General features: G+C 57.7%; 25 protein-coding genes. 17 read left to right on the plus strand and 8 right to left on the minus strand.

Features of this window, described 5'->3' with window-relative positions; translation table 11 throughout:
* Positions 1 to 46: 46 nt before the first annotated feature.
* From QE435_RS08545 to QE435_RS08560, 4 genes are all read right to left on the minus strand, one after another.
* Positions 47 to 2,350, minus strand: coding sequence for a xanthine dehydrogenase family protein molybdopterin-binding subunit (locus QE435_RS08545; RefSeq protein ID WP_349040961.1), 2,304 nt, complete (start codon positions 2,348 to 2,350; stop codon positions 47 to 49).
* Positions 2,347 to 3,336 (minus strand): xanthine dehydrogenase family protein subunit M, encoded by a 990-nt coding sequence (locus tag QE435_RS08550; protein WP_349040962.1) that lies wholly within the window; start codon positions 3,334 to 3,336, stop codon positions 2,347 to 2,349. Before QE435_RS08550 ends, QE435_RS08545 begins: the two co-directional genes overlap by 4 nt.
* Positions 3,333 to 3,866 carry a 2Fe-2S iron-sulfur cluster-binding protein gene (locus QE435_RS08555; RefSeq protein ID WP_349040963.1) on the minus strand — a complete coding sequence of 178 codons (534 nt, stop codon included), beginning with the start codon at positions 3,864 to 3,866 and terminating at the stop codon, positions 3,333 to 3,335. Before QE435_RS08555 ends, QE435_RS08550 begins: the two co-directional genes overlap by 4 nt.
* A gap of 146 nt (positions 3,867 to 4,012) precedes the next feature.
* A complete protein-coding gene (locus QE435_RS08560; protein ID WP_349041161.1) occupies positions 4,013 to 4,972 on the minus strand; it encodes an XdhC family protein in 960 nt (319 codons plus the stop codon).
* Between the two features lie 274 nt (positions 4,973 to 5,246).
* Here QE435_RS08560 and QE435_RS08565 point away from each other — a divergent pair, with 274 nt between their 5' ends.
* On the plus strand, positions 5,247 to 5,843 hold the full coding sequence (locus QE435_RS08565; protein WP_349040964.1) for a TetR/AcrR family transcriptional regulator: 597 nt from the start codon (positions 5,247 to 5,249) through the stop codon (positions 5,841 to 5,843).
* Positions 5,844 to 5,963: 120 nt separating this feature from the next.
* Here the strand turns inward: QE435_RS08565 and QE435_RS08570 are convergent, their stop codons facing one another.
* Positions 5,964 to 6,893 (minus strand): GntR family transcriptional regulator, encoded by a 930-nt coding sequence (locus QE435_RS08570; RefSeq protein WP_349040965.1) that lies wholly within the window; start codon positions 6,891 to 6,893, stop codon positions 5,964 to 5,966.
* 278 nt (positions 6,894 to 7,171) lie between these two features.
* Between QE435_RS08570 and QE435_RS08575 the strand changes: the two genes are divergently transcribed.
* The 10 genes from QE435_RS08575 (at position 7,172) to QE435_RS08620 (ending at position 16,617) form a co-directional block, all read left to right on the plus strand.
* Entirely contained in the window at positions 7,172 to 7,981 is an 810-nt protein-coding gene (locus QE435_RS08575) for an ABC transporter substrate-binding protein (RefSeq protein ID WP_349040966.1), read from the plus strand.
* A 32-nt stretch (positions 7,982 to 8,013) separates the two neighbouring features.
* Entirely contained in the window at positions 8,014 to 8,742 is a 729-nt protein-coding gene (locus tag QE435_RS08580) for an amino acid ABC transporter permease (RefSeq protein ID WP_306927654.1), read from the plus strand.
* Positions 8,739 to 9,503, plus strand: a complete 765-nt coding sequence (locus QE435_RS08585) for an amino acid ABC transporter ATP-binding protein (RefSeq protein WP_349040967.1) — start codon at positions 8,739 to 8,741, stop codon at positions 9,501 to 9,503. The genes QE435_RS08580 and QE435_RS08585 overlap by 4 nt, the downstream gene beginning before the upstream one ends.
* Before the next feature lie 13 nt (positions 9,504 to 9,516).
* Entirely contained in the window at positions 9,517 to 10,680 is a 1,164-nt protein-coding gene (locus QE435_RS08590; RefSeq protein WP_349040968.1) for a M20 family metallopeptidase, read from the plus strand.
* Positions 10,677 to 11,774, plus strand: a complete 1,098-nt coding sequence (locus QE435_RS08595) for a mandelate racemase/muconate lactonizing enzyme family protein (protein ID WP_349040969.1) — start codon at positions 10,677 to 10,679, stop codon at positions 11,772 to 11,774. The genes QE435_RS08590 and QE435_RS08595 overlap by 4 nt, the downstream gene beginning before the upstream one ends.
* Complete coding sequence (locus tag QE435_RS08600) at positions 11,771 to 12,940, plus strand: Xaa-Pro peptidase family protein (protein WP_349040970.1); 1,170 nt, start codon at positions 11,771 to 11,773, stop codon at positions 12,938 to 12,940. The genes QE435_RS08595 and QE435_RS08600 overlap by 4 nt, the downstream gene beginning before the upstream one ends.
* Before the next feature lie 24 nt (positions 12,941 to 12,964).
* The gene (locus QE435_RS08605; protein WP_349040971.1) at positions 12,965 to 14,188 is read left to right on the plus strand and encodes a gamma-glutamyl-gamma-aminobutyrate hydrolase family protein; all 1,224 of its coding nucleotides are present in this window, start codon (positions 12,965 to 12,967) and stop codon (positions 14,186 to 14,188) included.
* A 121-nt stretch (positions 14,189 to 14,309) separates the two neighbouring features.
* Entirely contained in the window at positions 14,310 to 14,723 is a 414-nt protein-coding gene (locus QE435_RS08610; protein ID WP_349040972.1) for a VOC family protein, read from the plus strand.
* Positions 14,724 to 14,755: 32 nt separating this feature from the next.
* Positions 14,756 to 15,691, plus strand: a complete 936-nt coding sequence (locus QE435_RS08615; protein ID WP_349040973.1) for a glyoxylate/hydroxypyruvate reductase A — start codon at positions 14,756 to 14,758, stop codon at positions 15,689 to 15,691.
* Positions 15,692 to 15,750: 59 nt separating this feature from the next.
* Complete coding sequence (locus tag QE435_RS08620) at positions 15,751 to 16,617, plus strand: D-amino-acid transaminase (protein WP_349040974.1); 867 nt, start codon at positions 15,751 to 15,753, stop codon at positions 16,615 to 16,617.
* Between the two features lie 171 nt (positions 16,618 to 16,788).
* Here QE435_RS08620 and QE435_RS08625 read toward each other — a convergent pair whose 3' ends face one another.
* A complete protein-coding gene (locus QE435_RS08625) occupies positions 16,789 to 18,258 on the minus strand; it encodes a sensor domain-containing diguanylate cyclase (protein WP_349040975.1) in 1,470 nt (489 codons plus the stop codon).
* A 411-nt stretch (positions 18,259 to 18,669) separates the two neighbouring features.
* Here QE435_RS08625 and QE435_RS08630 point away from each other — a divergent pair, with 411 nt between their 5' ends.
* Entirely contained in the window at positions 18,670 to 19,389 is a 720-nt protein-coding gene (locus QE435_RS08630) for an SDR family oxidoreductase (RefSeq protein WP_306930137.1), read from the plus strand.
* Between the two features lie 46 nt (positions 19,390 to 19,435).
* Here the strand turns inward: QE435_RS08630 and QE435_RS08635 are convergent, their stop codons facing one another.
* Entirely contained in the window at positions 19,436 to 19,732 is a 297-nt protein-coding gene (locus QE435_RS08635) for a hypothetical protein (RefSeq protein ID WP_349040976.1), read from the minus strand.
* Positions 19,733 to 19,744: 12 nt separating this feature from the next.
* On the opposite strand from QE435_RS08635, the gene QE435_RS08640 reads away from it, so the two are divergent.
* Positions 19,745 to 20,404 (plus strand): GntR family transcriptional regulator, encoded by a 660-nt coding sequence (locus QE435_RS08640; RefSeq protein ID WP_349040977.1) that lies wholly within the window; start codon positions 19,745 to 19,747, stop codon positions 20,402 to 20,404.
* Here the strand turns inward: QE435_RS08640 and QE435_RS08645 are convergent.
* Positions 20,398 to 21,345 (minus strand): glyoxylate/hydroxypyruvate reductase A, encoded by a 948-nt coding sequence (locus QE435_RS08645; protein WP_349040978.1) that lies wholly within the window; start codon positions 21,343 to 21,345, stop codon positions 20,398 to 20,400. The two genes, QE435_RS08640 and QE435_RS08645, sit on opposite strands and share 7 nt — an antisense overlap.
* 254 nt (positions 21,346 to 21,599) lie before the next feature.
* Between QE435_RS08645 and QE435_RS08650 the strand changes: the two genes are divergently transcribed.
* From QE435_RS08650 to QE435_RS08665, 4 genes are all read left to right on the plus strand, one after another.
* On the plus strand, positions 21,600 to 23,147 hold the full coding sequence (locus QE435_RS08650; protein ID WP_349040979.1) for an ABC transporter substrate-binding protein: 1,548 nt from the start codon (positions 21,600 to 21,602) through the stop codon (positions 23,145 to 23,147).
* A 69-nt stretch (positions 23,148 to 23,216) separates the two neighbouring features.
* On the plus strand, positions 23,217 to 24,188 hold the full coding sequence (locus QE435_RS08655; RefSeq protein ID WP_349040980.1) for an ABC transporter permease: 972 nt from the start codon (positions 23,217 to 23,219) through the stop codon (positions 24,186 to 24,188).
* On the plus strand, positions 24,185 to 25,024 hold the full coding sequence (locus tag QE435_RS08660) for an ABC transporter permease (RefSeq protein WP_309770451.1): 840 nt from the start codon (positions 24,185 to 24,187) through the stop codon (positions 25,022 to 25,024). The genes QE435_RS08655 and QE435_RS08660 overlap by 4 nt, the downstream gene beginning before the upstream one ends.
* Before the next feature lie 2 nt (positions 25,025 to 25,026).
* Complete coding sequence (locus QE435_RS08665; RefSeq protein WP_349040981.1) at positions 25,027 to 26,727, plus strand: ABC transporter ATP-binding protein; 1,701 nt, start codon at positions 25,027 to 25,029, stop codon at positions 26,725 to 26,727.
* Positions 26,728 to 26,765: the final 38 nt, after the last annotated feature.

Genomic DNA, 26,765 nt, shown 5'->3' on the forward strand with positions numbered 1-26,765 from the left:
TTCGATCTGATCTTCACCCCGGGGTGTTTAAACCCTGCCTGTTTCGTCAATCCGGACCGGTCATCAGTTTGTCCAAGGTCATGGGCAAGTCACGCACGCGCACACCCGTTGCATTGTAGACTGCGTTGGCGATGGCTGCCCCAACTCCGGTAATGCCGATCTCTCCGATGCCGCGTGCCCCCATGGGAGCCTGGGGATCGGGCCTGTTGGTGTAAAGGATGTCGATTGCGGGGACGTCCATTTGCACCGGCACGTGGTAGTCTGCCAGGGAGGCATTGACGACGCGCCCCGTTCGCTCGTCGAAGTTCGTTTCTTCGGTAAGAGCCAGACCGATACCCATGATGATCCCACCTTTGAACTGGCTGGTCGCCATCTTGTGGTTCAATATTTGCCCTGCGTCGAAAGAACCCAAGAAACGCGAGACGCGCGCTTCGCCCGTTACTGCGCTGACGCGGACCTCGCAAAACTGTGCACCGTAAGAATGCATGGAAAAAGCTTGCATTTCCGCCGGTGCGGGTGCCTCCGCCTCACAGACAAGTTCGTCTCTCCCGGCGCGCTTGAGGATCGACTGGTAGCTCTCGAAGCGGCTGCTGTCATTGATATGCGCTAAACCACCGTCTCTGGTATCCACGTCGGAAAGCGAAAGTCCTGCCAGTGGAGAGTCGTTTCCGGCAAGCTTGATCAATTCCTCAACGAAGACTTCAGTTACAGCGATGACTGCGCCGCCGATTGAGGCGGTTTGTGTCGAGCCTCCCGCAATCACACCCTTTGGCAGTCGGCTATCGCCATACTCGAAGGTCACATGATCGAGCGGCAAGCCCAGCCGTGCGGCAAGATGCTGGACCTGCGCCGTCGCTGTTCCCATCCCCATGTCGTGGACGGCGGTTGAAACCGTCACGTGGCCGTCCGCCGTCAGCTTGATACGCGCGGCGCCGCCGGGGAACCGGTGATAGGGATAGGTCGCCGTCGCGCATCCCATACCGATCAGCCATTCGCCTTCACGCCTCTGGCGCGGCGTCTTGCTGCGGCTGTCCCAACGGAACTTTTTCGCCCCCTTCTCGTAGGCTTCGATGAGATAGCGGGAAGAAAATGGTTTGCCGGTTGTCGGATCCGTTTCCGGCTCGATCCGTCGGCGCAGTTCGATCGGGTCCAGCCCCAATTTTTCGGCAAGTTCATCGAGCGCGCATTCCAGTGCGAAGGTTCCAACCGACTCCCCTGGTGCTCGCATGAAGGTGTTTGCCAGCATGTCCATATCGGCGACGTCCTGGCCGAGACGAAAGTTTCTGGCAGCGTAGAGGTGGCGCGCGGGAAAGGTAAATTGTTCGGGGCAGGAATTGTGCCGCGTCATCGCGGCTGTTCCCGTGTGGATCAGGGCGTCGAGCGTTCCGTCTGCCCTTGCGCCCAGGGCTACACGCTGTTCGGTGACCGTGCGGCCGCCGACGATTCTGAAGACCCCTTCGCGAGACAGCATGATGCGCACCGGGCGGTTTGCGAGCCTGGCCGCGGCACAGGCCAGGATCTGGTGGTCCCAGAGACATTTTCCGCCAAAGCCACCACCGACATAGGGCGAGGTCACATGGACCTTGCTGACATCAAGATCGAAAATGTCCGCAAGCTGGCCCGTAATCAGGTCGAGCAACTGGCTTGCATCATGAACCCGCAGTTCATCATCATTCCAGATAACCGTCGCCGCATGCAATTCGATGGCGTTGTGATTGTGGCGCGGCGTTCTGTAAACCAGATCGACCTTCACGTCGGCCTTGGCAAGTGCGGTTTCGGCGTCGCCAATCTCGACGAAAGGGGGCTGGCCAAGCAGAGTTTCAAGTTGCCGCGGCGACGTCTTGGCTTGCTCGAAAGACGTGATCGCTGGCAGCACGTCGTATTTTGCCGTGACCAGGGAAGCGGCGTAATCCGCCTGCTCTTGCGTCTCAGCCAGGACGACAGCGATGGGCTGACCGTTCCAGTGTATTTCGTCGCTCTGCATCACCGGAAGATCGGTGGCGCCTGCCGCTGTGGGTGACGACATCATCAGCGATGGCGCCTTCATCCTTGGCGCGTTCTTATAGGTCATGACGAGAATGACGCCCGGCGCGTCTTGTGCCGCGCTGACGTTCAGTTCGACGATGCGACCGCGTGCAATGGTGCTGAAGGCCAGCGCTGCATAGCTGATATTGTCATAGGGAAATTCGGCCGCGAACCGTGTCTTGCCCTGCACCTTCATTGGGCCTTCGATGCGCGATACAGATTGTCCGAGCGATCCATGCTTGCGCAAAAGTGGATCGGTCGTAACGGCAGGTTGCCAGCGACCTGGCTTGGCTGTTTTTGGTAGCGTCTGGGTTTCGGCGCTCATGCGTTTTCTCCCTTCAATTCTTCAAGAACCGCGACGATCGTGCGTTTAGCAAGTTCGATCTTGAACCTATTGTCCCGCAAGCCGATGGCGTCAGCGAGTTCGGCTTTGGCCGCTGCCGCAAAGCTTTCCGCATTTGCCTTCTGGCCTTGAAGGCGCGCTTCCGCCTTCAGCGCTCGCCACGGCTTGTGGGCAACCCCGCCAAGCGCAAGCCTCACGTCCGTCACATAGCCAGCGCCGTTGATCTCAAGCGCGGCAGCAACGGAAATGAGAGCGAAGGCGTAGCTCGCGCGATCCCGGACTTTCCGGTAGGCGGACCTGCGGGCAAAGGGAAGGGCCGGGATCTCAATGGCGGTGATGAGATCGTCTGGATGAAGTTCGGTTTCGATCTCAGGCGTGGCCCCTGGCAGGCGATGAAGCGCACGCAATGGCAATAGGCGCGTGCCGGACGGGCCTTCAAGATGAACCGCTGCGTCCAGTGCGACCAATGCCACGCACATGTCTGATGGATGGGTCGCGACGCAGCTTTCAGATGCGCCGAGGATTGCGTGGTAACGGTTGAAACCGCCCACCGCATCGCAGCCGGAATTAGGCTGGCGCTTGTTACAGCGGGCAGCGTTGTCGTAGAAATACCGACAGCGGGTGCGCTGGAGTATATTGCCGCCGACTGTTGCTACATTTCGAATTTGCGCGCTGGCGCCCGCCAAAATGGCGCGTGACAGAAGCGGAAACTGCGATCTCACCGCACCATGGGCTGCGAGTGCCGTGTTTGTCACACCTGCTCCGATCAGCAGGCTGCCATCTGTGCGTTGCTCTATGGCACTGGAGAGGCGGGTGACATCGACCAGTGTTGCCGGTCTCTCAACGGTCTCGCGCATGAGGTCGACGAGATTGGTCCCGCCGCCCAGATATTTGGCTGTGGGACCCGCTTGCTTGAGAGTGATGGCGGAGGCGGCGTCCGACGCCTGATGGTAGGAAAAGATGTTCATGCGCGTGCCCTCTCATCGGTCTGGACTATTGCCTGATGGGTCAGCGTCTCGGAGATGGCTTCGACGATGCCGTTATAGGCACCGCAACGACAGAGATTACCGCTCATGCGTTCGCGAATTTCGGTCTCATCCACGGTCACACTGTCGCTCGAAAGATCGGCGGTGACGACGCTTGGGATATTTCGTTCGAGTTCGCCCGCCATACCCACGGCGGAACAGAGTTGGCCGGGCGTGCAGTAGCCGCATTGAAAGCCGTCATGCTCTATGAAGGCTTTCTGCAGAGGGTGAAGATTGCCGTTTGCGGCAAGGCCTTCGACGGTCGTGATGCTGCGTCCCTGATATTGAACAGCGAGCGCGAGGCAGGAATTGATACGCTCGCCATCCACGAGCAAGGTGCAAGCGCCGCACGCGCCTTGATCGCATCCCTTCTTCGTGCCGGTCAGCCCCAGATAGTTACGCATAAGATCAAGCAGCGAGGTGCGGATATCCGCCTCTACCTCCACTGCCGTTCCGTTTATGATGAATCGCATTGGATATCTCCCTCATCTGACAGGCCGCGTTGGAAACGCACTCGCGGCACCTGTGGAACGTCTGGTCATGTTTGCCGTTGGCCGATCGCCGGGACAATTAAAGCAGCGGTTTTCAGCCCAAGTTCTTTGTTATGAAGCGCTTCCGACTACGGTCTCGCGGGGATGCTCTCGTTCCGTGCGACGTGAGCCTGCCGCGAGGCGGCGATGTCGGCGATAACGGAGAGCGCCAGAGATTGCGCGTCTTTTGCTTTTGCGAAAACTCCGATTGGCGCCTTGATCCGACCGATCGCCTCCTCCAAATGGCCGCGCTGGCGCAATCCCTCGACCCGTCTGTGATGTGTCCGGGAACTGCCGAGAGCTCCAATATAAAACGGCGATGCGGCAAGCGCGGCTTCAAGCAGCGGGATTTCCTGGTCTAGATCGTGCTGAAGAAGAGCCACTGCTGTGTCGGCATCAATCAGCGAAGGATCGATGTGGGAGCTGCTCGCACCGTCCGGGAGAATGACATCATAGCCCGCACCCTCGGCAATTCGGGCGGTTGTCTCCACCTCAAGGGAGCGCCCGGAAAAAATCATGCGCACTTTTGGCCGGTAGCAGGTGACGAACACATCGTCGTCCCAGCCGGTTGTTGTCACCTCCGGCTCAAGCGAAAGTTGCCGGGGGCCGGGCATATAACGAAGTGATGCGCACTGACGATTATCCACCAGCCTGTTGACGGAACAGAGCGGTTCGACGGCTTTGAGAAGGTGAATGGAGACCGTAATCCCGCCTCCGCAGGGCAAAACGATATCGAAGAAGGGCGACCCTTCGCCCAACATAACGAACCGGTCGTGACCGCTCCTCATGGCCTGCAAGGCTTCAGCGGCAATAGCCGCCTCAGTACACCCGCCGGACACGTAGCCGCAGTAACGCCCGTCTTCGCTGACCGCCATATGCGCGCCAATTGGACGCGAGGAGCCGCCGCGTATCTCCACCAGGGTGCATAGGGCCACGTGACGTCCTGCCGCCGTGCTGTCGATGGCAAAGTTTAAAATGTCATAGGCTCTATCGGTTGAAAGGGCCTTGTGAGGTGCAGGCAAAACGGAAATCTTGTCGTCTCGAGGCAACCAATGAGACGCACCATTGTTATTCGTGTTGGTATTTACCGATCGAGTCACGGGTGCCTCCAGGATTTCGACGTCAACTTAAGAGACGGATGGTTGGGCTCTTGTGGAACGGTACGGCTACCGGCCTTCATCGCCATTTTCTGATTTTGGCATGACATCCGCCTCCTATTTGATTTAAGGAAACGAATGGCGCATCCATAAACGGAGGCGCCTCCGTTTAACTTAGTGGCTTACGATCTTTCGTCAAGTCATTTCTTATGGAGCGCCCCCTTAAGTGCCCGAGGAACCTACGCCAACGGTCAAACACCCGCCTTTGCGTGCGGATGCCCGGCGAAACCGCGAAAAACTGGTCGAGATTGCCGCACTGGCATTTTCTGAGCAGGGAGCGTCCGCATCGCTTGAAGACATTGCCAGGCGTGCAGGTGTTGGCATCGGCACGCTCTATCGGCATTTTCCGACACGTGAACATCTGGTGGAGAGCGTGTATCGGCGTGAGTTGGAGCTTCTTGCCGCAGCCGCGCGCGCGTTTATGGCCGAAGAAGAACCCGAAATGGCCGTCGAAAAATGGATGTACCGGTTCGTCGATTACATGGCGACGAAACGGGGCATGGCGAACAGTCTGAAACTTTTGTTCACATCCAACTCCGCTCTTTTTTCGGAAGGCTCAACGCTACTGCATACCGCCTTTGAAGACCTTCTGGCCCATGCGCGCGAAGCCCATGCCGTCAAAGGAGACATTGACGCCGCAGACGTTCTGAATGCGCTCTTCGGGGTATACTCCATACCGGAAGGACCCGATTGGCGTTTACGCGCCCAAAGGATCGTTCGGTTGGTCATGGACGGGTTGCGCACGAACCCAGGTGCCACCTGAGAGTTCGACGGTCACCGAACTCTAAAAAATTACTCCGCTCGCCTTCGCCAAAATGAGTTCATTTGGACAGTCTTCGCGATCGAGCATCGCAGGGGAACGGGATCTCGACCGACTTCCGTCCTAATTCGGTTTTGGGTAATGTCGAGCCGCAGCTCTCGCGGCGCTTAAATGTTTCGTCATCAGTTCCGATGCCTTGATGGTGTCGCCTTCGAATATTGCTGAGATGATGTTGAGATGTTCGCGGCACCAATCCCGCACACGGCGGCGGTTGGAATAGCCGCCGAACTCCAAAAGACGCCTCAATCGGTTCTGCTGTTGGATGGCTTGAAGAAAGAAAATATTGCCGCTGAAGCCCGCAATCATTTCATGAAACTGCGCGTCCGTATCAAACAGGAGACGGGGATCGACGGCTGCGATGTCGGGATGGCCCTCGAGGTAGATGTGCTCCAGGCGCGATCGTTCGAGCAATCCGGCGTCAAACTTGAAACTGCCCAAAAGCAGCCCGGCCGGTTCCAGAGTGCTGCGGTAATCATAACTATCGCGCAGGGCCACTTGTGAATCGAGGGTTGGGCGGAACGTCCAGCCGCGACCGCTGTTGCGCGAAAGCAAGCCGTCATTGACCATATGGGTCAAGGTGCGCAGCAGAAGAGTCCGGTCGACTTTGTAGCGCCGTGTCAGTTCTGCCTGGGTGACGCTGTCACCCAGAATGCCGGACAGCCGGTCCTCCACGATGCGGGCATAAAGATCCTCGCCAGCCGTGACCGGCACCTCGAGTTCTGTGCGGTGAAGTGTCAGATGCTGGGCCTTGAGGAAAAAGCCCTGATTTTTGCGCGCTTCTACAATGCCACGCTCCGCGAGTAAGGTGAGGGCAGCTCTGACGGGCGTGCGGGATACGCCGAGCATGTCGCTCAGTTGCTGTTCGCGCAGATGATGTCCGATCTCAAATCTCGCGTCGCGAATGAGGTCAAGGATTTGATTGGCAAGGCGGTGCCTACTCTGCTGGGCATTCGTTGTCACCGCACTCGAAGTTTTTGTATCGTTTTCTGACATCGTACAATCGTAAAGCTGATAGTTGCATCCTGACTAATAGCCGTTCATCGACAAAAGTCTATCCGCTCAACGGTCGAAGTGCGGTCAATCCGGCATTCAAACTCAATTTAAGACTCGAAAAAATCGAATATGGAGCGAAATTCATCAATAAGATCAAAAAATGAGCATACATACGCATTGCTCAATATTTCACTTTCTCGCTTGACACCGAAATTTTTTAAATTGTATTGTTGTTAAAAGAAAATGCAATCTGACCTAACAATAACAAGGGGACTCGCATGCTCAAGACCATTTTCGCTACATCGATGCTGTCGCTTGCCATTGTCGCCTCGGCGTCTGCCGCTGAGTTGCCGTCCACCGGATTGGTGGAAAAAGGAACCCTCACATATGGCGTCGCCGCGACGTTTGCTCCGTTTGAATTTCAGAAGGATGGTCAGCTGACCGGTTTCGACATCGATCTGATTTCCGCTATTGCCAAGAAGCTGAAGGCTGAAACAAAGCCGATGAGCATGGACTTTCAGGGTCTGATCCCGGCACTCTTGGCCGGTCGTATCGATATCATCAACTCTGCCATGTATATTAACCCGAAGAGATCCGAGCAGGTCGATTTCATTCCCTATCTCAAGGTAGGTAATCAGGTTGTCGTGCGTGCGGGCAATCCGTCCAAGATCACCGGTCGTGACGACAGCCTCTGCGGCAAAACGATTGCCGTGACACTTGGTGGAATTGAAGAGAGCCAAGCGCGTGCCGACGATGCGCGCTGCAAGGGCAAGGGTCTTGCCGCGGTTAAGGTTCTGACGTTCCCTACAGGGCAGGACTCCGCACTTGCGCTGCGGCAGGGACGTGCCGATGCCGAGTTCGACTCGACCCCCGGCGCTGTCGTCTTGCAGACCGAAACGCCCGGCGTTTACGAGGTTGCCGGAGAAGAGTTCGAATCGAATACCAATATCGGCATGGCGACCCGCAAGGGTGATACGGCTGTTCAAAAGGCGATCAAGGATGCGCTGCAGGAGGTCGTCGCCGACGGCACCTACAAGACGCTGATCGAAAAATGGAAGCTGCCGGCATCGGTGTCGATCTTCAACTGACCGCCCCATAACAAAGAGAAAAGGAGAGCGGGATGTCGCTTGATCTGGTCTTTGACTATGTCTTTTCACCCGCTTTCTTCCACGGCGCGTTACTGACGCTGATCATAACGGTCATCTCGCTATTTTTCGGAATGATCGCCGGTCTCGTGGTGGCTCTGTTGCAGGAATCCCGCGTAAAGGCGTTACAGATTGTCACGCTTTTGTATCTCTGGCTTTTCCGTGGCACCCCGGTGCTGTTCCAGATCATCTTCATTTACAACGTACTGCCGACCTTCGGCATCATGTTGTCCGCCTTCGCCAGCGCCGTGATCGCATTGTCGCTGAATGAGGGCGCCTATATGGCGGAGATCATTCGTTCCGGTCTTCAGGCGGTCAAGAAAGGCCAACGGACGGCTGGCCTTGCGCTTGGCATGAGCCGGTTTGCCGTCATGCGTTACATCGTCATTCCTCAGGCCGCCCGCATCGTCCTGCCGCCGACAGGAAACCAGATGATCGGCATGCTGAAGACGAGCGCGCTGGTATCGGTGGTGGCGGTGGAAGAACTGCTTCTGGTCGCAAACCAGACCGCAAGTTCCAACTTCAAATACTTCGAGGCGCTGACGGCGGCCGGCATCTACTATCTGGCGCTCACCACGATTTTCATGGGCGGCCAATTTCTCCTTGAGCGGGCGCTCGACCGCAAGCGCCGACGGGATAAGCGTCCTCCCGTTTCCTTGATGGCGCGCCTGACTGCGCTTACCGAAAAGGCAGAGGCCCGATGAAAGAGCACGTTAACAAAGCCACCGCACGCCAGCCGCTGCTTGAGGTCATGGGGATCAACAAGAGTTTCGGTGACCTTCAGATCTTGAAGGCGTGCAGCCTGAACGTCCACGGCGGCGAGACCATGGTAATTATCGGCCCGTCCGGGTCTGGAAAATCGACCTTGCTGCGCTGCACAAACCTGCTTGAGCCAGCCGATGACGGCAATATCTTCTTCGAAGGTAACGACATCGCCCGTGAGTTGCGCCGCGCCACGGAAGTCCGCCGTCAGATCGGTATGGTTTTCCAGAATTTCGAGCTCTTCCAGCATCTTACCGCCATCGAAAACATCATGCTCGCACCAATGAAGGTGCTCGGCATGAGCCGGAGCGACGCCCATGACATAGCCATGGATCTGCTCCGCAAGGTGCGCATTCCCGAAAGGGCCGATTTTTTTGCGGACGAACTTTCGGGCGGGCAGCAGCAACGAGTCGCCATTGCCCGCGCGCTTGCCATGAAGCCGAAGCTGATGCTCTACGACGAGCCGACGTCGGCTCTGGACCCCGAGATGATCCGCGAAGTGCTGGACGTCATGGCCGATCTCAGCAGCGAGGGCATGACCAGCATCGTCGTGACCCATGAAATGGGCTTCGCCAAGCGCGCCGCCGATCAGATCATTTTCATGGAAGACGGCGAAGTGGTCGAAAATGCGTCTCGCGATTCCTTCTTCGGAGGCGCCGTCAACGAACGGGCGACACGCTTCCTCGACCAGATATTGCACTAGGTGAAATCCGATCATGACTCATATGCCAGACGCAGCCCGGATGAAACGCGAACTCGCGGAAATCATCGCCATTCGCAGCGAGAACCCGCCAGGCGGTGAAGGTGAGGTTGCTGTTTACGTCGAGGGCCTGCTGAAAGAAGAAGGCTTCTCGGTCTCTTTGACCGAATACAAGCGGGGACGCTTCAATGTCGAAGCCAGGCTGGAAAACGGTACCGGCCCCGTCTTTGCCTTCAATACCCATATGGACACGGTGCCTGCAGGCGACGGCTGGACCTCCGATGCCTTCACGCTTCGGGAGGCGGACGGCAAGCTCTTCGGTCGTGGTGCCTGCGACTGCAAGGGGCCACTGATCGCCATGATCGAAGCAATGCGGATGCTGGCCGCAGACCGCGCGACATGGTCCGGCACGCTGCTCGGTGTCTTCGTCGGCGACGAGGAAATTGCCAGCGAAGGCGCCAAATACTACGCTTCGACAAAGCCAAATATCGATTTCGCGGTGGTGGGTGAACCAACCTCCAATACGACCTATTCGGCGCATAAGGGCAGTCTCAGGCCCGTGGTGCGCGTGCAGGGTGTCCCAGCCCACTCCGGTACGCCACATCTCGGCGACAACGCCATCTATCGCGCGGGCCAGCTTCTGACACTCATTGAAACCTATCACAACGACGTCGTGCGCAAGCGGACGCATTCTCTCGTCGGCGAGGCGAGCCTGACGGTGACGCGCATCAGCGGCGGTCATGCGGATAACGTCCTTCCGGGTGCCTGCGACCTGCTGCTTGACCGCCGGATGGTGCCAGGCGAGGACGAAGAGGTCGTCAAGCAGGAACTGGCCGCTTTGCTGAAGGATGCGTATGATCGTTTCGGCGTGAAGGCGGAGATCATCGACTTTAAGGCCACGACCGGCAGCGCTACTGAAACCGCGCCCGATCATCCCGTCGTCCTGGCAAGTCTCAAGGCCTGTAAGGAGAACGGCACTGTCGATCCCGGCCCATTCGGTTTTCAGGGCGGCTGCGATCTGGTGCATTTCCGTTCGCTTGGCGCACAAGGAACGGTGATCGGCCCCGGCAGCCTGTCCGTCGCCCATAAGGCGGATGAATTCGTGCCGGTGGATGAATTCATCACCTGTAGCGTCATCTACCGCGACGTGGCCAGAACGATGCTGCGGCCGGCCCCATGAGAGCGTCCCTCTCCAGAGCCATACTTCGATATGGCGGCGGGCTTCTCCTCCATACCGCGTCCTCCGGTCCGGTCAGCGGGCTCGATACGCTCTATCTGAGGCTGGAACATGGTGGACATGCCGGGACAGGTGAAGTCCGCATCAATATTGCATATCTGAACGGTATAGAGCCGGAAACCTGCCTTCGGAGTGCGTTGGACGTCCTGAACGGTCTGGACTGGTCGATGGAACCCGATGCGATGCAGAGCGAGTTGGCCGGTCGGGGCGATGTCATCCCGCCAGTTCGGATGTTGATCGACAGCGCGCTTCACGATCTCGTCGCTCGCAAGCAGGGTGTCACGGTGTGCGCGATGCTGGGCGGCGAGGCTTTGCCGATGGTACGGCACTCTACCAACCAGACCCTCTTCATATCCTCGACCGACCGGTTTCTGGCCCAGGCCGAGACCTATGTGGCACGCGGTTTCCGCGACCTGAAAGTGCGTGTCGGTGGTGGTGATTTTGCCGAGGACATGGCCCGCATAGCGGCCCTGCGTGACCGTTTCGGCGATGCCGTCAAACTTGCTATCGATGCCAATGGCTCGTGGAGCGAAGCGGAAGCGGTCGAGAATTTGCAGTCGCTGGCCCGCTTCAGACTTGCCTATGTCGAGCAGCCGGTCGCTGCCGGAGATTGGGACACGCTGAAACGGCTGGCGGAGACGAGCCCACTGCCGCTGATGCTCGACGAAAGTGTCGCCTCAGCCGCCGATGTCGATGAGATCATATCTGCAAAGGGGCTTCTCTGGGCGCATCTGAAGCTCGTCAAGCTGGGCGGCATCGCCGCAAGCCATGCCGCCGCCAAGCGGCTTTCGGGCGCCAATATTCCCTTCATGGTCGGACAGATGAACGAAGGCGCGGTCGCAACGGCGGCCGCACTTCATCTGAGCTGCGCGGTCCGGCCCCGCTTTGCCGAACTCTACGGAGCCGACGGTCTCGAAAACGACGCGGCAAGCGGGCTTCTCTACAGGGATGGCGGTGTCGAAGGGCCTGCCACGAGCGGTTTCGGTTTGGAATTCGATGCGTCGAAGGCGCATCTCGTCAAGGAGTTTGAAGCATGACCATTCCCAGCGATATCATCCAGGGACAGGAATCCGCCTTCCCGAAGGAAGAATATGCGCGCCGACAGGCTCTCGCCCGCGAAGGACTTGCTGCAGCGGGCCTCGACGCGCTGGTGGTGACCGGCCCGGAGAACATCTTTTATCTAACCGGCCAGCAGACACCGGGCTACTACACTTTTCAGGCTCTGATCCTGCCAGCGGACGGCGATCCGGTATTCCTGATCCGCCAACTCGAATATTTCAACTTCATCGCCAACACCTTCATCTCCGACGCCGTCGTCTATCAGGACGGTGAGGACCCGATCGGACTGCTGGTCAAGCTGATCGAAAGCCGGGGACTGGCCTCCAGGCGCATCGCCATCGACAAGCGCGGATGGTTCCTGCCTATTGCCGTTTACGAGGCGTTGCAGGCTCGGCTTGGTACCATCGGCGATGGAGCCGGCGTTATCGAAACGTTCCGCGCCATCAAGTCGCCGCTTGAAGTGGAGAAGCTTGAGAAGGCTGCCGCCTATGTCGATGCGGGCATGCGCGCCGGCCTCGCCACCATTCGTGTCGGCGCCACCGAGAACGACCTCGTGGCCGCGATGATGGGGTCCGCCATCGCCGCCGGTTCCGAATATCTCGGCATGGAGCCGCTCTTCTCCGTCGGACCGCGCACAGGCGTACCGCACGGCACCTGGCGCCGTCGCGCGATTGCGGCGGGCGACCCGGCTTTTCTCGAAATGGCGGCGTGTCACGATCGATATCACGCCGCCTTGATGCGCTCGGCGTGGATCGGGGAGCCGCCGAAGGAAGCGGCCGACATGATGAAGGTCTGCCAGGAGGCGCTGCAAGTCTCTCTCGACGCCATTCGTCCGGGTGAAGCATGCGAAGTGCCGCATATTGCCTGCCAGAAGGTGATTGATCGCGCCGGTTACACCGAAAACTTCAAGAAGCGCCTGGGCTACAGCGTCGGAATTTCCTTTGCGCCGGATTGGGGCGAGGGCGCCATCCTCAGCCTCAATGCAGGGGTCAAGACCGAACTGCAACCGGGTATGACCTTCCACCTGCCGCCGGCGCTGCGCATCTACGGTCGTTTCACGGTCGGCGTCAGCGAAACGATTGTCATAACAGAGACCGGTTATCGCGTCCTCGGCACGATCGACCGCAATCTTTTGATCGTCTGAAACACGGATCGAACGGAGCTGACGATGGGCCTTATCCTCGTTCATCATGACACCGACAGTCCGGCGCTTTACGGAGCCGTTGCCGCAGCGGTAGCGGTCCGTGAGAACCATCGGTTCATGCATCTCGACGCCCGTTTCGATACGTCGCGTCATACCGATGCGAAGCAGCATGCGGTCGCCAAAGGCGGGCTGGCCGCAAGCGGGCTTTACTGGTTCGAGCGACTATCGGGACAGCCCGTCGCCCCACCGACAACAATAGAGGCGATCTTCGATGCGGCCCGTATGGATGACATCGTCGTACCCGTTCATCCGGCTTTCATGGCCGATGCGGAGGCGGTGTCGGCTCTTGCAGTCCGCGCAACCGGAGTGGTGAGCGTTGATGATCACGGCGACCGTTTTCTCAACCGGGACACAGGGGCGGTTCTCGCCTGGCGGGATCGCTTCGGTCGCATCACGCTTGCGCCTACCGAGGCTGCGTCCGATGCCGCATTGAGGATCGCGCTCATCGGCGCCAGGAGCGATCATATCGGCGTATACCCTTCGGCGCTCGCCAGTCTTGCGGACGCGGCGGACAGTCTCTCTGTCCCGGTGTCCATCGACTTTATCGACCCGGTCGATGTTGGCGAGGCTGATGCCGAGATGGTGCTTCGACCTTACGCGGGGGTTCTTCTGCCCGGTGGATCCGACATGAAGAATGTCCCCGGGCAAACCGCGGTCGCTGCCTTCGCGCTGGAGAATGCTGTTCCGGCTGTCGGGCTTTGCCTCGGTATGCAAACTATGGCGACGGCGGTTGCCTGGAAAGCTTTCGGTCGCCGTGGCGCCAATCTGGCGGAAGCCGATCCCGATGCCGGTATCAAAACGTTTCTCGCCATGGCGGGAGAAGAAAAGGCCGGTGGCGGTCTGCTGCCGGAGCATCGCAGCGGCGATCAGATCACGCGCACCGTCGCTGGCACTCGGCTTGCGGATATTGTTCTTTCCGATACGACCGTCCGGTGCAATCACCGTTTCAGGCTCAATCCAGATATCCTGGGAGACCTGGAAGCGCATGGTCTAAGGGTCGCCGCCCTTGGTGTCGATGGTGCGGTCGTCGATGCGATAGAGGTGGCCGATCATCCCTTTTACATGGGCATGCAGGGTCATCCCGAACTGTCGTCGCGGGCCGATGCGCCTCATCCGCTGATCGTCGCCTTTCTCAAGGCGGCGCTGCTACGGCAACGGCCCGAAAATCGGAATCGATTTTCGGATTAGCACGATGCACAGGTTCAAAGAGTGAGCGCGTCCTTAATGCGTCCAAATCGACGCAACGTGCTCTAAGACAATCACGGGCGGAAAGCTAAGCCTTGCCTCATCAAGAAAAACAGGAAACGCCATGCGCTCTCTTTTTCATCTCGCTTATCATGTCAACGATCTCGATGAGACCCGCCGTTTCTACGGCGATGTTCTGGGCTGCAAGGAAGGTCGCAGCACCGAAACCTGGGTCGATTTCGATTTCTTCGGCCACCAGATCTCGATGCATCTCGGCAAACCTTTCGAGACGACGCGCACCGGCAAGGTTGGCAATCACATGGTGATGATGCCGCATCTCGGCGTGGTTCTGGAGCTCGATGCCTGGCTGGCGCTCTCTAAACGTCTTGAGGAAGCCGGTATCGTCTTCGACATCCCGCCTGTGGTCCGCTTCGAAGGCGAGCCCGGAGAGCAGCGCACCATGTTTTTCTTCGACCCGAGCGGCAACCCGATCGAGGTCAAGGGTTTCAAGGATTTCGACAGCGTCTTCGCCCAATGATCTCGCTCAAGATACAAAAAGAAAACCGTCCGATGATCGCTCTCGTGACGCGTATGGCCGAGGACGTAGAGCAGCTTTGGCTTACCGCGCTGTCGCGACGAATGCCGGATGAAACGATTATCCCGTTCCGGCATCTCGATGAGGCGGCCCGGCAACAGGTCGACATTGCCATCGTCGCCAATCCGGATCCCGCGGACATCGCGCGGTTGCCGGGGCTGAAATGGATCCACAGCGTATGGGCCGGTGTCGAACGTCTCGTCGGCGAGCTTGGTGAGAGCCGGCTGCCGGTCGTACGTCTGATCGATCCAGAGCTCAGCCGGACAATGGCCGAGGCGGTGCTCGCTTGGACCTATTATCTGTTTCGCGACATGCCCGCCTACGCGTATTTTCAGCGGCAACGCCTCTGGCGGCAGCTTCCGTACCGGCGACCCGAAGAGGTCACGGTCGGCCTTTTGGGGATGGGGGCTTTGGGAACGGCTTCTGCGCTTCGTCTCAAGGAAGCAGGTTTCAGTGTCATGGGCTGGAGCCGGGCGGAAAAATCGCTGGAAGGCGTCGAAACCGTCTATGGCGACAAGGGGCTGAACCACCTTCTCAGCCGCTCGGACATTCTTGTCTGCCTTCTCCCACTGACCGGAGAGACAAGAGGACTTCTCAACGGCGCCCGGCTTTCGGCCTTGCCGAAAGGCGCTTGCCTTATCAATTTCGCGCGGGGACCGGTCGTTGTATCCGAAGACTTGATTGACGCCCTCAATGCCGGAGCCATGAAGCATGCGGTTCTCGATGTCTTCGATGTCGAGCCGCTTCCCGCCGAAAACCCGTTATGGGAGCACCCGGCAATCACCGTGCTGCCGCATATCTCTGCCCCAACCGACAGAGAAACGGCAGCGGCGATCGTGGCCGCCAATATTCTGACCTACCGCAGCGCCGGCATACTTCCGCCCACGGTCGATATGGGGCGAGGCTATTGACGCCTGTTTTCACCATCTCCACCCGTCACAACGCTTTCTCTTCTGGGAATTGAACACTCATGACCTCTCCTGAACGTATCGTCTATGTCGACGGACACTATTGCCCCGAATCGCAAGGCAAGGTTTCGATCTTCGATCGCGGTTATCTTTTTGCGGACGCCATCTATGAAGTCACCTGCGTGATTGGCGGCAAGCTCGTCGATTTCGATGGCCATATGGCGCGCTTAGCGCGCTCGCTGAAGGCGCTCGACATGCCGACACCGATGAGCGCGCAGGAGCTGCTGGCCATCCATCGCAAGCTGGTTGCGGATAACAAGGTCGATGAGGGGCTGATCTATATGCAGATTTCGCGTGGCAATGCCGACCGCGACTTCAATTTCCCCTCCAAGGATACGCCACCGGTCGTTGTCATGTTCACTCAAGCGCGCCCCGTTCTGGAAAGTCCTCTGGCCAAGCGTGGCCTCAAGGTCATCACACTACCCGATATTCGCTGGGGCCGCCGCGATATCAAGACCGTGCAGCTTCTCTACCCCTCGATGGTAAAAAATGCCGCTTATCAAGCCGGCGCCGATGATGCCTGGCTGGTGCAGGATGGCTTCGTTACGGAAGCGTCCTCCGCCAATGCTTACATCGTGACGACGGACGGCAAGATCGTAACCCGCGGACTGTCGTCCGACATTCTACACGGTATTACGCGCAAGGCGGTCCTCGGATTTGCAGAAGAGGCGGGATATTTGCTGGAAGAGCGGCCATTCACGGTCGCAGAGGCGTTAGAGGCGCAGGAGGCCTTCATCACGTCGGCCACGTCTTTCGTCACCTCGGTTCTTTCCATCGATGGCCAGGTGATAGGGGAGGGTGTCGTTGGACCTGTCAGCAGACGGCTCCGGGACGTCTATATCGAAAAAGCAGTCAGCGCCCGGATATAAGCCGCAATGCCAGTGGACCGACACGGAGGTGAGAAAGCGCACCTCCAACGTGTTTCCGCTGCGCTAAGGACGAAGCTACCTGTATCTCATCTCGGAGGGGATGTGGGTGACGCTCTTTCCAGCTCAAACACCAAACGTGCTGCCCAGCTCTAAACCTGGTTTCACCCGCTTCTAACGTGTCCGAGTTGTCGCTCTTTGCATATCGGTGCCGACCTCAGTGGCGGCATAATGCGCTTTCTTATTCTCGTACATCAGCACGTCGGCGCGTTTTACGAGTGATTCCATCGTTTCGCCCGCCTCGCTGGTTGCAGCGCCGTATGACATGCTTAGCGGTAGGGTCGAATAGAACTGATTGTTGATCCTCAAGAGTTCCGTGATGGTTTCCATCATCGTGCCGACGGCTTTTGCGTCTGCGCCAGGCATGAGAATAGCAAATTCATCTCCACCGATGCGGCAGGCATGGTTCGGAGCGGCGACTGCGCCATTGAGGATCTCACCGAAGCGGCGCAACAGTCCGTCGCCAGCATCGTGCCCAAGCTGGTCATTGGCTTCTTTCAGGCCGTTTAGATCGATGATGACCGCCGAAACAGGACGCAACGACTTACGCTCCAGCCGGTTCATCTCGTCGGCATAGAAGGCGCGATTATAGAGTTTGGTCAATACGTCGTGCTTGCCCAGATATTCCAGATAGGTCTCGGCCTTTTTGCGCGCTGTAATGTCGGCAAGCGCCACCTGCACCCGCGACCAATCGTCTTCGTGACCGGGAAACACCGAGAAGTGCAGCAGGATGTGGCGGACAGATCCGTCCAGTGCATAATTGACCACCTCGCGATGGTGAAAGAGATTTCCATTCCAAAGCTCCATCAGTTGCTCTCGAAACGGCTTTTCCATATCGTCGCGGAAAATTTCACCGAGCCGTAGCAATAGATCGGAGCGGTTCTTTGCACAAAATAGATCGAGCGTCGCCTGATTAACGTCGATGACCCGGATCTCACTCATGCATTGGCGTATAAATTCCGGATGAACGTCCATAAAGGTGCGAAAATCTGTAATGCCCTGATTGCGGATGTCTTCAATCAACGTGCGAATCCGGCTGAAATCTTCGATCCATAGCGAAACGGGGGAATGCTCGAAGACACCTTCTGCCTGACGTCTGTGTTCAACTTCAGCGCGACGTGCATTCTCACGCTCTGTAATGTCTTCGGTTGTCAAAAGCAGCCTGCTGAGGGTTGCCTCGTAGCCCGGAAGTACGGAGCCACGCAGCTGAATGTCGAGACGGCGTCCATCGATCGTGTAGTTAACCGTCGTGCTCGAAAACGACAGTTCCCCATTGAACAGCGCTGCCAGCTCATTGATGTGGGTATCCAGCATATCGTCGCGGAAGACCGCGGTAGTATTGGCTCTCAGCTCTTCGAGGCTTTCCGCCCCGAACAGTTCCAATGTCTTAGCGTTGACGCTGAGAATGCGGATCTGCTTTGAACAGGCGACGACCCGGTTGCGGTCCTCTTGCAGGAACGCCCTGATATCGGTGACACCTTCTGCTCGCCACTTATCAAACAGCGTCTTCACACCGCTGAAATCTTCGATCCACATAGCGATCGGCGCAAGGTTGAAGATGTCGGAATCGAGGGCGTTGGTCATTGGTTTTCCTGCAGAATGCCGAAGTGGTGAAGGTGAACGGCGACTCAACCATACCGATAACAGGTAACTGCTGCTTTAATAATTGTTAATTAGCTCCAAGCGCATGCGGGCTGGATCTGCTGGGCAAGATTTGTACTCCAAACTCTGCCATGGCGTATTGAGGTCTTTAAGAGAATACGGATCGACAGTTGCGAGCGACCGCAGCTGGAGCATCGGTGTGCGTATTGCCTGAGCCAGCGGACGATCTCCATCAAGGGAACGGACGCCTCGCGCGGCGCCAGCGCCCTCATCGGGTGCGGCAGCGTTTGGGAAATAGCTTGCAAAGCTTTGCTTTACCGCTAGCATATCGATATATCGGGCTCATCCCCATCGCTGATAACCGGAGTTATGTCCTTGGCTTCCTTCCCATATATGCTGTTGACGGGTGCCAGTCGTGGGATTGGGCATGCTACGGTTAAGTTGTTCTTGGAACATGGGTGGCGGATACTGACAGTATCGCGGCAGCCATTTTCTGAGGAATGCCGTTGGCCATCGGCTCGTGAGAGCCATATTCAGGCAGATCTTGCCGACCTTGCTGGCATTGATGAACTGGTCCAGACGGTCCGTAGCCGTCTTCCCGATGGCAAGCTGGCGGCACTGGTCAACAATGCGGGTGTCTCGCCGAAGGGACCGGGCGGCAGTCGGCTGGGCGTGACCGAAACCGATGCGGCGACCTGGACGAAAATCCTGAACGTCAATCTCGTTTCCACCGCTCTTCTTGCGCGAGCACTGTTACCGGAACTCCAGGCTGCGCAGGGATCGATCGTGAATGTGACGTCGATCGCGGGTTCACGGGTGCATCCTTTCGCAGGGGTTGCCTATGCCGCATCCAAGGCAGGGCTTGCGGCGCTTACCCGCGAACTTGCGCACGAATTCGGTCCACGTGGTGTTCGTGCCAATGCGATTGCGCCGGGCGAGATCGCTACCTCGATCCTTTCCCCTGGTACGGATGCGCTGGTCGAGGCTGAAGTGCCACTTGGTCGGCTCGGCACCACGGACGAAGTCGCCAGGACCATTTATTTTCTCTGCACCGAGCAGTCGTCATATATCAATGGCGCGGAAATTCATATCAACGGTGGCCAACATGTGTGAGCCTTTGATCTAGCGGGTACTCCGCCGTTACGTCTTGCCATAGAGATCAGCCGGTTTCATTGCTTGGCAACAACAACTTTTCGATGTAGAGCGGCAGCCACTGCGCCGGATTTCCCTGTTTTGCATCGTCGTCGGCGCTGGTTCGCCGAACCGATCCCCTGTCAGCACGCGACATTTTTTTGCAGACGGTGGGAAGGAGCTGCGATATATCGGTATAGCAACATAAGAAAACCACGATGGGGGGAGGGCTAAGGTGAACACGCGTTTGAGGCAGTCCGACTTCCTCCCCGGCGATGGTGTCGGTCAGCCCAAAGCGCTGATGGCCTATAACCACCTTCGTCATGCGATCATCACGATGAAGATGGAGCCGGGCGCGACGATCAGCGAGAAGGAAACCTGCGCCGAACTCGGTATTTCTCGCACGCCGATGCGGGAGGCCGTGTTGCGGCTTGCGCAGGAAGGGCTGGTCAATGTCGTGCCTAGCGGAGGCACCTTCGTCAACACCATCTCACTACGAGGCGTAATTGAAGGGCATCTCATCCGTTCCAGCCTGGAATTACGGATGGCTCGGATCGCGGCGCATTCTTATAATGCCGTTCACGACCGGGATTTCGATTTATTAGTCTTCTTGCAGAACGATGCGTCCAAGCGGCAAGATTATGACCAGTCGTTCGCAGTAGACAATAATTTTCATCGGTTGGTCTGCACGATGGCAGGTTTCCCCGACATCTGGCAGGCCATTCACAATGCCACGGGACAGCTTGATCGCATAAGGCGATACGCCATTCCGAGATCAGGCTATTTCGACGAAGTCGAACAAGAGCATCGGGCCATTTACCAAGCGATCAAGTCCGGCGATGCCGATGGGGCCTATAATCTCATGCGGCGGCATCTCGATGATATCGCGGCAGTCGTCGAGTATGTGTTTGCGGATCAGCCGAGCCTGATCGCGCAGGAACCAGGTTTTGATGTGTCGACGCTGAACCTGATGCTGGCACCCCCAGCAACTCAGTAACCGCTTTCACGGCTGCCCATATTCAGCGGTTGTTGTCCGGACAAGATGCGTGTCGCATTCTCAAAAATCTGCGCGACGACATTTTTCGGATCAGGCATGGACGCGATATGCGGCGTCGTGAAGATGCGGGGGTGGTGCCATAATGGGCTGTCATCGGAAAGAGGCTCTTTCACGAAGACATCGAGCACCGCGCCGCGGAGGTGTCCGCTGTCGATTGCAGCCAGAAGATCGGTCTCTACGACGTGTTCGCCGCGCCCCATGTTGATGATCGCAGCACCCTTTGGAAGCTGTGCGAACAGGCTGGAATTCATGATGCCACGTGTGGCATCTGTCAGGGGAAGCAGGCAGATCAGGACGTCGCAGCCGGACAGAAAGTCCGGTAGTTCCGCGTCTCCGCAATAGGTGGTGATCCCGGCCTCCTGCTTTGGTGAGCGCGCCCATGCGCGAACATCGTAATTGAGGGCGTGGAGACTGCGTCCGACGGTCCTTCCAATTGTGCCGAAGCCTAGTATTCCAACCGTGTAGTCCTGCGCCGCTATCTGTGCTGGACGTTCCCAGCGCTTGAGCGCGGCATTTTGCAGATGGAGGTCCATCTGTCGATGAAACAGCAAAACCGACCAGATGGCATACTCCGCCATTCCAAGCGCATGCTGGTTATCCACGACACGGCAAACTGGAACAGACGGGAGGTTCGGATCGGCGAAGATATTGTCCAAGCCCGCAGCGATGCTGTGAATCAATTTCAGATTAGGCATGTCAGCCAAGAGACCATGTGGTGGGTTCCATGCCACCGCCACGTCGGCATCTTTAAAGCCAGTCTCTGGATAGATGCTCACCCGGGCGTTCATCTTGGAGGCAGCGAAGATGTCTTTCAGAAACGATAAATCGAGAGTGCTGCTAATCAGCGCGATGTGGGGGCCCTTGGTTTCTGCATCGCTCATCAAACCCAGTCTCCTATTCGATCTCTCTTAAGCCCGCAGCCATCGCCCATCATCGCGCCATCCTGTGTTGGAGATGATTGTTTTTTAGGCGAAATTGGTGCGAGTTTAAGTTTTATGCAAAAAATTCCTGGGAGTGCTTGACATGCGCTGAAGCAGAGAGTCAAGATGATGTACCGATATATTGGTATATTGTTGCTGCGATGAAATCGCAAAGTGACGTCTGCAAGAAAACGAAAATCCATAAGGGGAACTTCATGCGACGACTGATTTCTGCATCTCTAGCATTTTGCATGACAACAACGGCGGCCTTGGCGCAGGCCGCGCCAGGCGGAAAACTGAACCTCATCGTTCAGCCTGAGCCGCCAAGCATTATGATCGGGACCACCACGAATGGTCCAGCCCTGCTGGTCGGGGGTAATATCTATGAGAGTTTGCTGCGCTATGACGAGAACCTCAAGCCTGAGCCGTCGCTCGCCAAATCCTGGACCATTTCCGACGATGGTCTGACCTATACGTTCACGCTACAGGATGGCGTGAAGTGGCATGACGGCAAGCCGATGACCTCGGCCGACGTGCTGTTTTCTGCCAACGACTACCTGATGAAGATGCAGCCGCGTCATCGCAACCTCATGACCCATGTGGAAAGCGTTACCGCGCCGGACGACAAGACCGTCGTGTTCAAGCTGAAGCAACCTTTCGAGGCCTTCATCCGTGGTCTGGCCTTCTACACGATGCCGATTTTGCCAAAGCATATCTATGAAGGCACCGACTACGCCACCAATCCAGCCAATGACAAGCCGATTGGCACGGGTCCGTTCAAATTCGATGAATGGAAGCGGGGCAGCTACATCCATCTTGTCAAGAACCCGGATTATTACATCAAGGGCAAGCCCTATCTCGACGAGCTCTACTATCAGGTCATTCCGGACGGCGCATCGCGATCAGTGGCTTTCGAGACGGGAAAAGTCGATGTCTTGCCGGGCGGTTCCGTTGAGAATTTCGACATTCCGCGACTGAAAGATCTGCCCAACAGTTGCATAACGGAAAAAGGCTGGGAGTATTTCGCGCCCCTTTCCTGGCTCTGGCTGAACAACCGCAAGCCGCCGATGGACAATGTCAAATTCCGCCAGGCAGTGATGTATGCGCTGGACCGCGAGTTTGCCAAGGATGTCCTGTGGAACGGTTACGGCAAGGTCGCAACAGGCCCGCTTTCGTCGAAACTTCCCTTTTATAAGGATGTCGAGCCGAAATACGCGCATAATGTCGATAAGGCCAAGGCGCTGCTCAAGGAAGCCGGTTACGATGGTAAGCCGCTGAAACTTCTGCCGCTTCCTTACGGCGAGACCTGGCAGCGCTGGGCGGAAGCCGTGAAGCAAAACCTTGAAGAAGTCGGCATTCCGATTGAGATCGAGGCGACCGATGTGGCGGGCTGGAACCAGCGCACGTCCAACTGGGAATACGATATCGCCTTCACCTATCTTTACCAGAATGGCGATCCGGCAATTGGGGTGGATCGCAACTACAAGACCTCTCAGATTGCAAAGGGCAATCCGTTCAACAACGTCGAGGGTTATTCGAATCCGGAACTCGATAAGCTGTTTGAAGAAGCAGCTGTCGCCTATCCTGCGTCCAAGCGCCAGGAACTTTACGATCAGGTGCAGAAGAAGCTTCAGGAAGACGTGCCTGTCGCCTGGCTGCTCGAACTCGGCTTCCCGACCCTCTACAATTGCAAGGTCCAGAATATCGTAACGACGGCATCCGGCCTTCCGGAATCCATGCGAGACGCCTGGATCAAGAAGTAAGTCGAGATCAGGCGGAGACTGTGTCTCCGCCTGACATTCAGACCGGACAATCTAGTCGGAGCAATGCTCATGCTGAGATTCATCTCGGGGCGGCTGTTAAAGGCAGCCGTGATCCTGATCTGTATCACCGTGCTCAATTTCTTCCTTATCCATGCCGCGCCCGGTGACCCGGCTTCGGTCATGGCGGGGGAAGCGGGCGATGCCGATCCTGCCTTCCTGCAACAGCTCAGAGAACGCTTCGGTCTCGACAAGCCGCTCTATGTGCAGCTTTGGATTTATGTGTCCTCCGTCCTCCGGCTCGATCTCGGTTACTCCTATCGTCAGCAGTTGCCAGTGCTCCATCTGATCAGTGAGCGCCTACCGGCAACATTGCTTCTGTCACTTTCCGCCTTCTTGATTTCGCTCGGTCTCGGGGTGGCGGCCGGCGCCTTTGCATCTGCACGGCAGGGCAAATGGGCCGATACGATCATTTCGCTGGTAGCGCTGATCTTCTATGCGACACCGTTGTTCTGGTTGGCGCTCATGGGCGTCTTGCTGTTTTCCGTTGAACTCGGCTGGCTACCCGGCTTCGGTTACGAAACGGTCGGGGCCAATTATACTGGCCTCAACCGCGTGCTGGACATATTGCAGCACCTTATTTTGCCCGCCATGACGCTCGGTCTGTTTTTCATGGCGGTCTATGCCCGCATGACCCGCGCCTCGATGCTGGAAGTCGGCAGGCTCGATTTCGTCAAGACAGCGAAGGCCAAAGGTCTGCGTCCAGGCATCATCCAGCGCCGCCATGTGCTGCGCAACGCACTTTTGCCAGTCGTGACCCTGGCAGGTTTGCAGGCGGGGCAGCTCGTCGGCGGGGCTGTGCTGATCGAAACCGTTTTCGCCTGGCCGGGCATCGGCCGGCTGATGTTCGACGCATTGTCGCAGCGAGACTACAATCTGCTGCTCGGCGTGTTCGTCGTTTCCGCCGCAATGGTCCTGCTCTTTAACCTCATCACCGACGTGCTTTATCGCCTCGTCGATCCGCGCATCAAGGCGACGTCATGAAGGATTTCTGGAAACGCTTTTCGCAGAACCGCGGTGCCGTTGTTGGCCTTGTTATATTGCTTCTGGTTGTCATTCTTTCGGTTGCCGCTCCGTTTGTTTACACCAAGTCACCGTGGGCGATGGTACAGCGACCCTTCATTCCCCCTTTCACGATGGATGCCTTCGTGCTCGGTACCGATCCGATGGGGCGCGATCTCGCTGCAGGGCTCGCGCATGGCGCTCGGGTTTCTTTGCTTGTCGGTCTTGTTTCCACCGTCGTCTCTCTGCTGATCGGCATTCCCATCGGAGCGATTGCCGGTTACTTCGGCGGCTGGGTGGACGATCTGCTGATGAGGTTCACCGAGTTCTTCCAGAGCGTTCCAAGTTTCGCGCTGGCAGTTGTACTCGTCGCTATCTTCCAGCCCAGCATCTATTCGATCGTCATCTCCATCGCCGTCGTTTCCTGGCCGCCGGTTGCCAGGCTTCTCCGCGGCGAGGTGATGTCGCTGCGCTCGCGGGAATTCGTCGAAGCGGCCGTTCTGTCGGGGCAGACGCATTCGACGATCATCTGGCGGCAGATTTTGCCGAACACGCTCTCGCCGATCATCGTGCTTGCCTCGATGATGGTGGCGGCCGCAATCCTGATCGAAAGTTCCTTGTCCTTCCTGGGGCTGGGTGATCGCAATATCATGTCCTGGGGCTACATCATTGGTGCTGGCCGCACTGTGATCCGTCAGGCTTGGTGGGTAAGCTTCTTTCCGGGCCTTGCGATCCTGTTGACCGTTCTGGCGCTTAATCTGGTTGGTGAAGGGCTGAATGATGCCCTCAACCCGCGCCTTGCGCGCAAGGGGAGGTAAACATGGCAGAAACTATCGACGCTGAGACCATGACGGTTGACGAGGCTGCCGCCATTATCCATCCGGGTGCGCTGGAGAAAGAAGGGCAGGGCGAACCCGTCGTGCATATCGACAGGCTGAGTATCGCGCTGCCGGATGGCGCAGATCGACCCTATGCCGTCGATCGTGTCAGCTTCAAGCTCTTTCCCGGCGAGATGCTCTGCGTGGTGGGCGAAAGCGGCTCCGGCAAGTCCATGTCCGCCAACGCGCTGATGGGGCTGTTGCCGGAGACGGTTCGTGTGGCGCAGGGCCGTATCCTGCTTGGTGCTATGGATCTGCTCACCATGCCAGCGGATGCGCTTTACGCCGTTCGCGGGCGCCGGGTGGCGATGATCTTCCAGGAACCGATGTCGGCGCTCAACCCGCTGATGAAGATTTCGCCACAGATCGAGGAAGTCTTCGAGGCGCATGGTTTGCTGACGCCAAAAGAGCGACGCGAAAGGGCTCTCTCACTGCTGACGGAGGTCGGGCTGCCCGATCCGCAACGAGCCGCAGAAAGCTACCCGTTCCAGCTTTCCGGCGGCCAGCGTCAGCGCGTCATGATTGCCATGGCGCTGGCGCTGGAGCCGGAAGTGCTGATCGCCGACGAGCCGACCACGGCGCTCGATGTCACGACACAGGCACAGATCCTAAAACTCATTGCCCGGCTCCAGAAAGAGCGCAACATGGCGGTGATGTTCATCACTCACGATTTTGGCGTCGTCGCCGAGATTGCTGACTATGTCAGCGTGATGCAACTCGGCCGGATTGTCGAGCAGGGTACGGCGGAAGAGGTGCTGTTCTCGCCACGGCATCCCTATACGAAAAAGCTGATCGCGGCGATCCCGCGACCCGGCGAAGGTGTGAAGCATGTCGGCAACCGGGAGCCCTTGCTTGCTGTCGAGAATTTGTCGAAAATCTATCGGATGGGTGGCGGACTGTTCTCCAAAGCGCGTGAGGTGCATGCGGTCAACAACGTGTCCTTCACGCTTGGCCGCGGGGAGACGCTGGGCATCGTCGGCGAGAGCGGATCTGGCAAGTCCTCGGTGGGGCGTTGCCTCGTGCGGTTGCAGGACCCTGATGGCGGGCGCATCCTGCTCAGCGGTCAGGACATGGCGCACTTGAAGGGCGAAGCCCTCCGGGCCATGCGCCGGCGCATGCAGATGATCTTTCAGGATCCCTATTCATCGCTCAATCCACGCGAAAAGGTCGGGCGCATCATCGCTTCAGGACCGATTGCCTATGGTGAGGACGAAAAGAAGGCGTTGGCACGCGCCGCCGCACTGATGGAGATGGTTGGTCTCGATCCGAAGGCGACGAACCGTTTCCCCCACGAATTTTCCGGAGGCCAGCGGCAGCGCATCGGCATTGCACGGGCGCTGGCACTAGAGCCTGAGATCATCATTGCCGATGAGGCCGTTTCGGCACTCGATGTTTCGATCCAGGCCCAGGTTTTGGAACTGCTGGGTCAGCTGAAGAAAGATCTCGACCTTTCCCTCGTCTTCATCACCCACGATCTGCGCGTCGCAGCAAAGATCTGCGACCGCGTGATGGTGATGCAGAAGGGTGAGGTCGTCGAAATTGGCAGCGGTAGCGCGATCTTCGATAAACCCCAGCACCCCTATACGAAAAGCCTGATCGAGGCCATTCCCGGTCGGGCGAAGGAAGCATTAATGATGGCCTAGTGGAATGAATTTGACATTTGCCCTCAAGGCTTCTGCAA

It is taken from the genome of Agrobacterium sp. SORGH_AS 787 (assembly GCF_030819035.1).
Lineage (GTDB): Bacteria > Pseudomonadota > Alphaproteobacteria > Rhizobiales > Rhizobiaceae > Agrobacterium > Agrobacterium larrymoorei_B.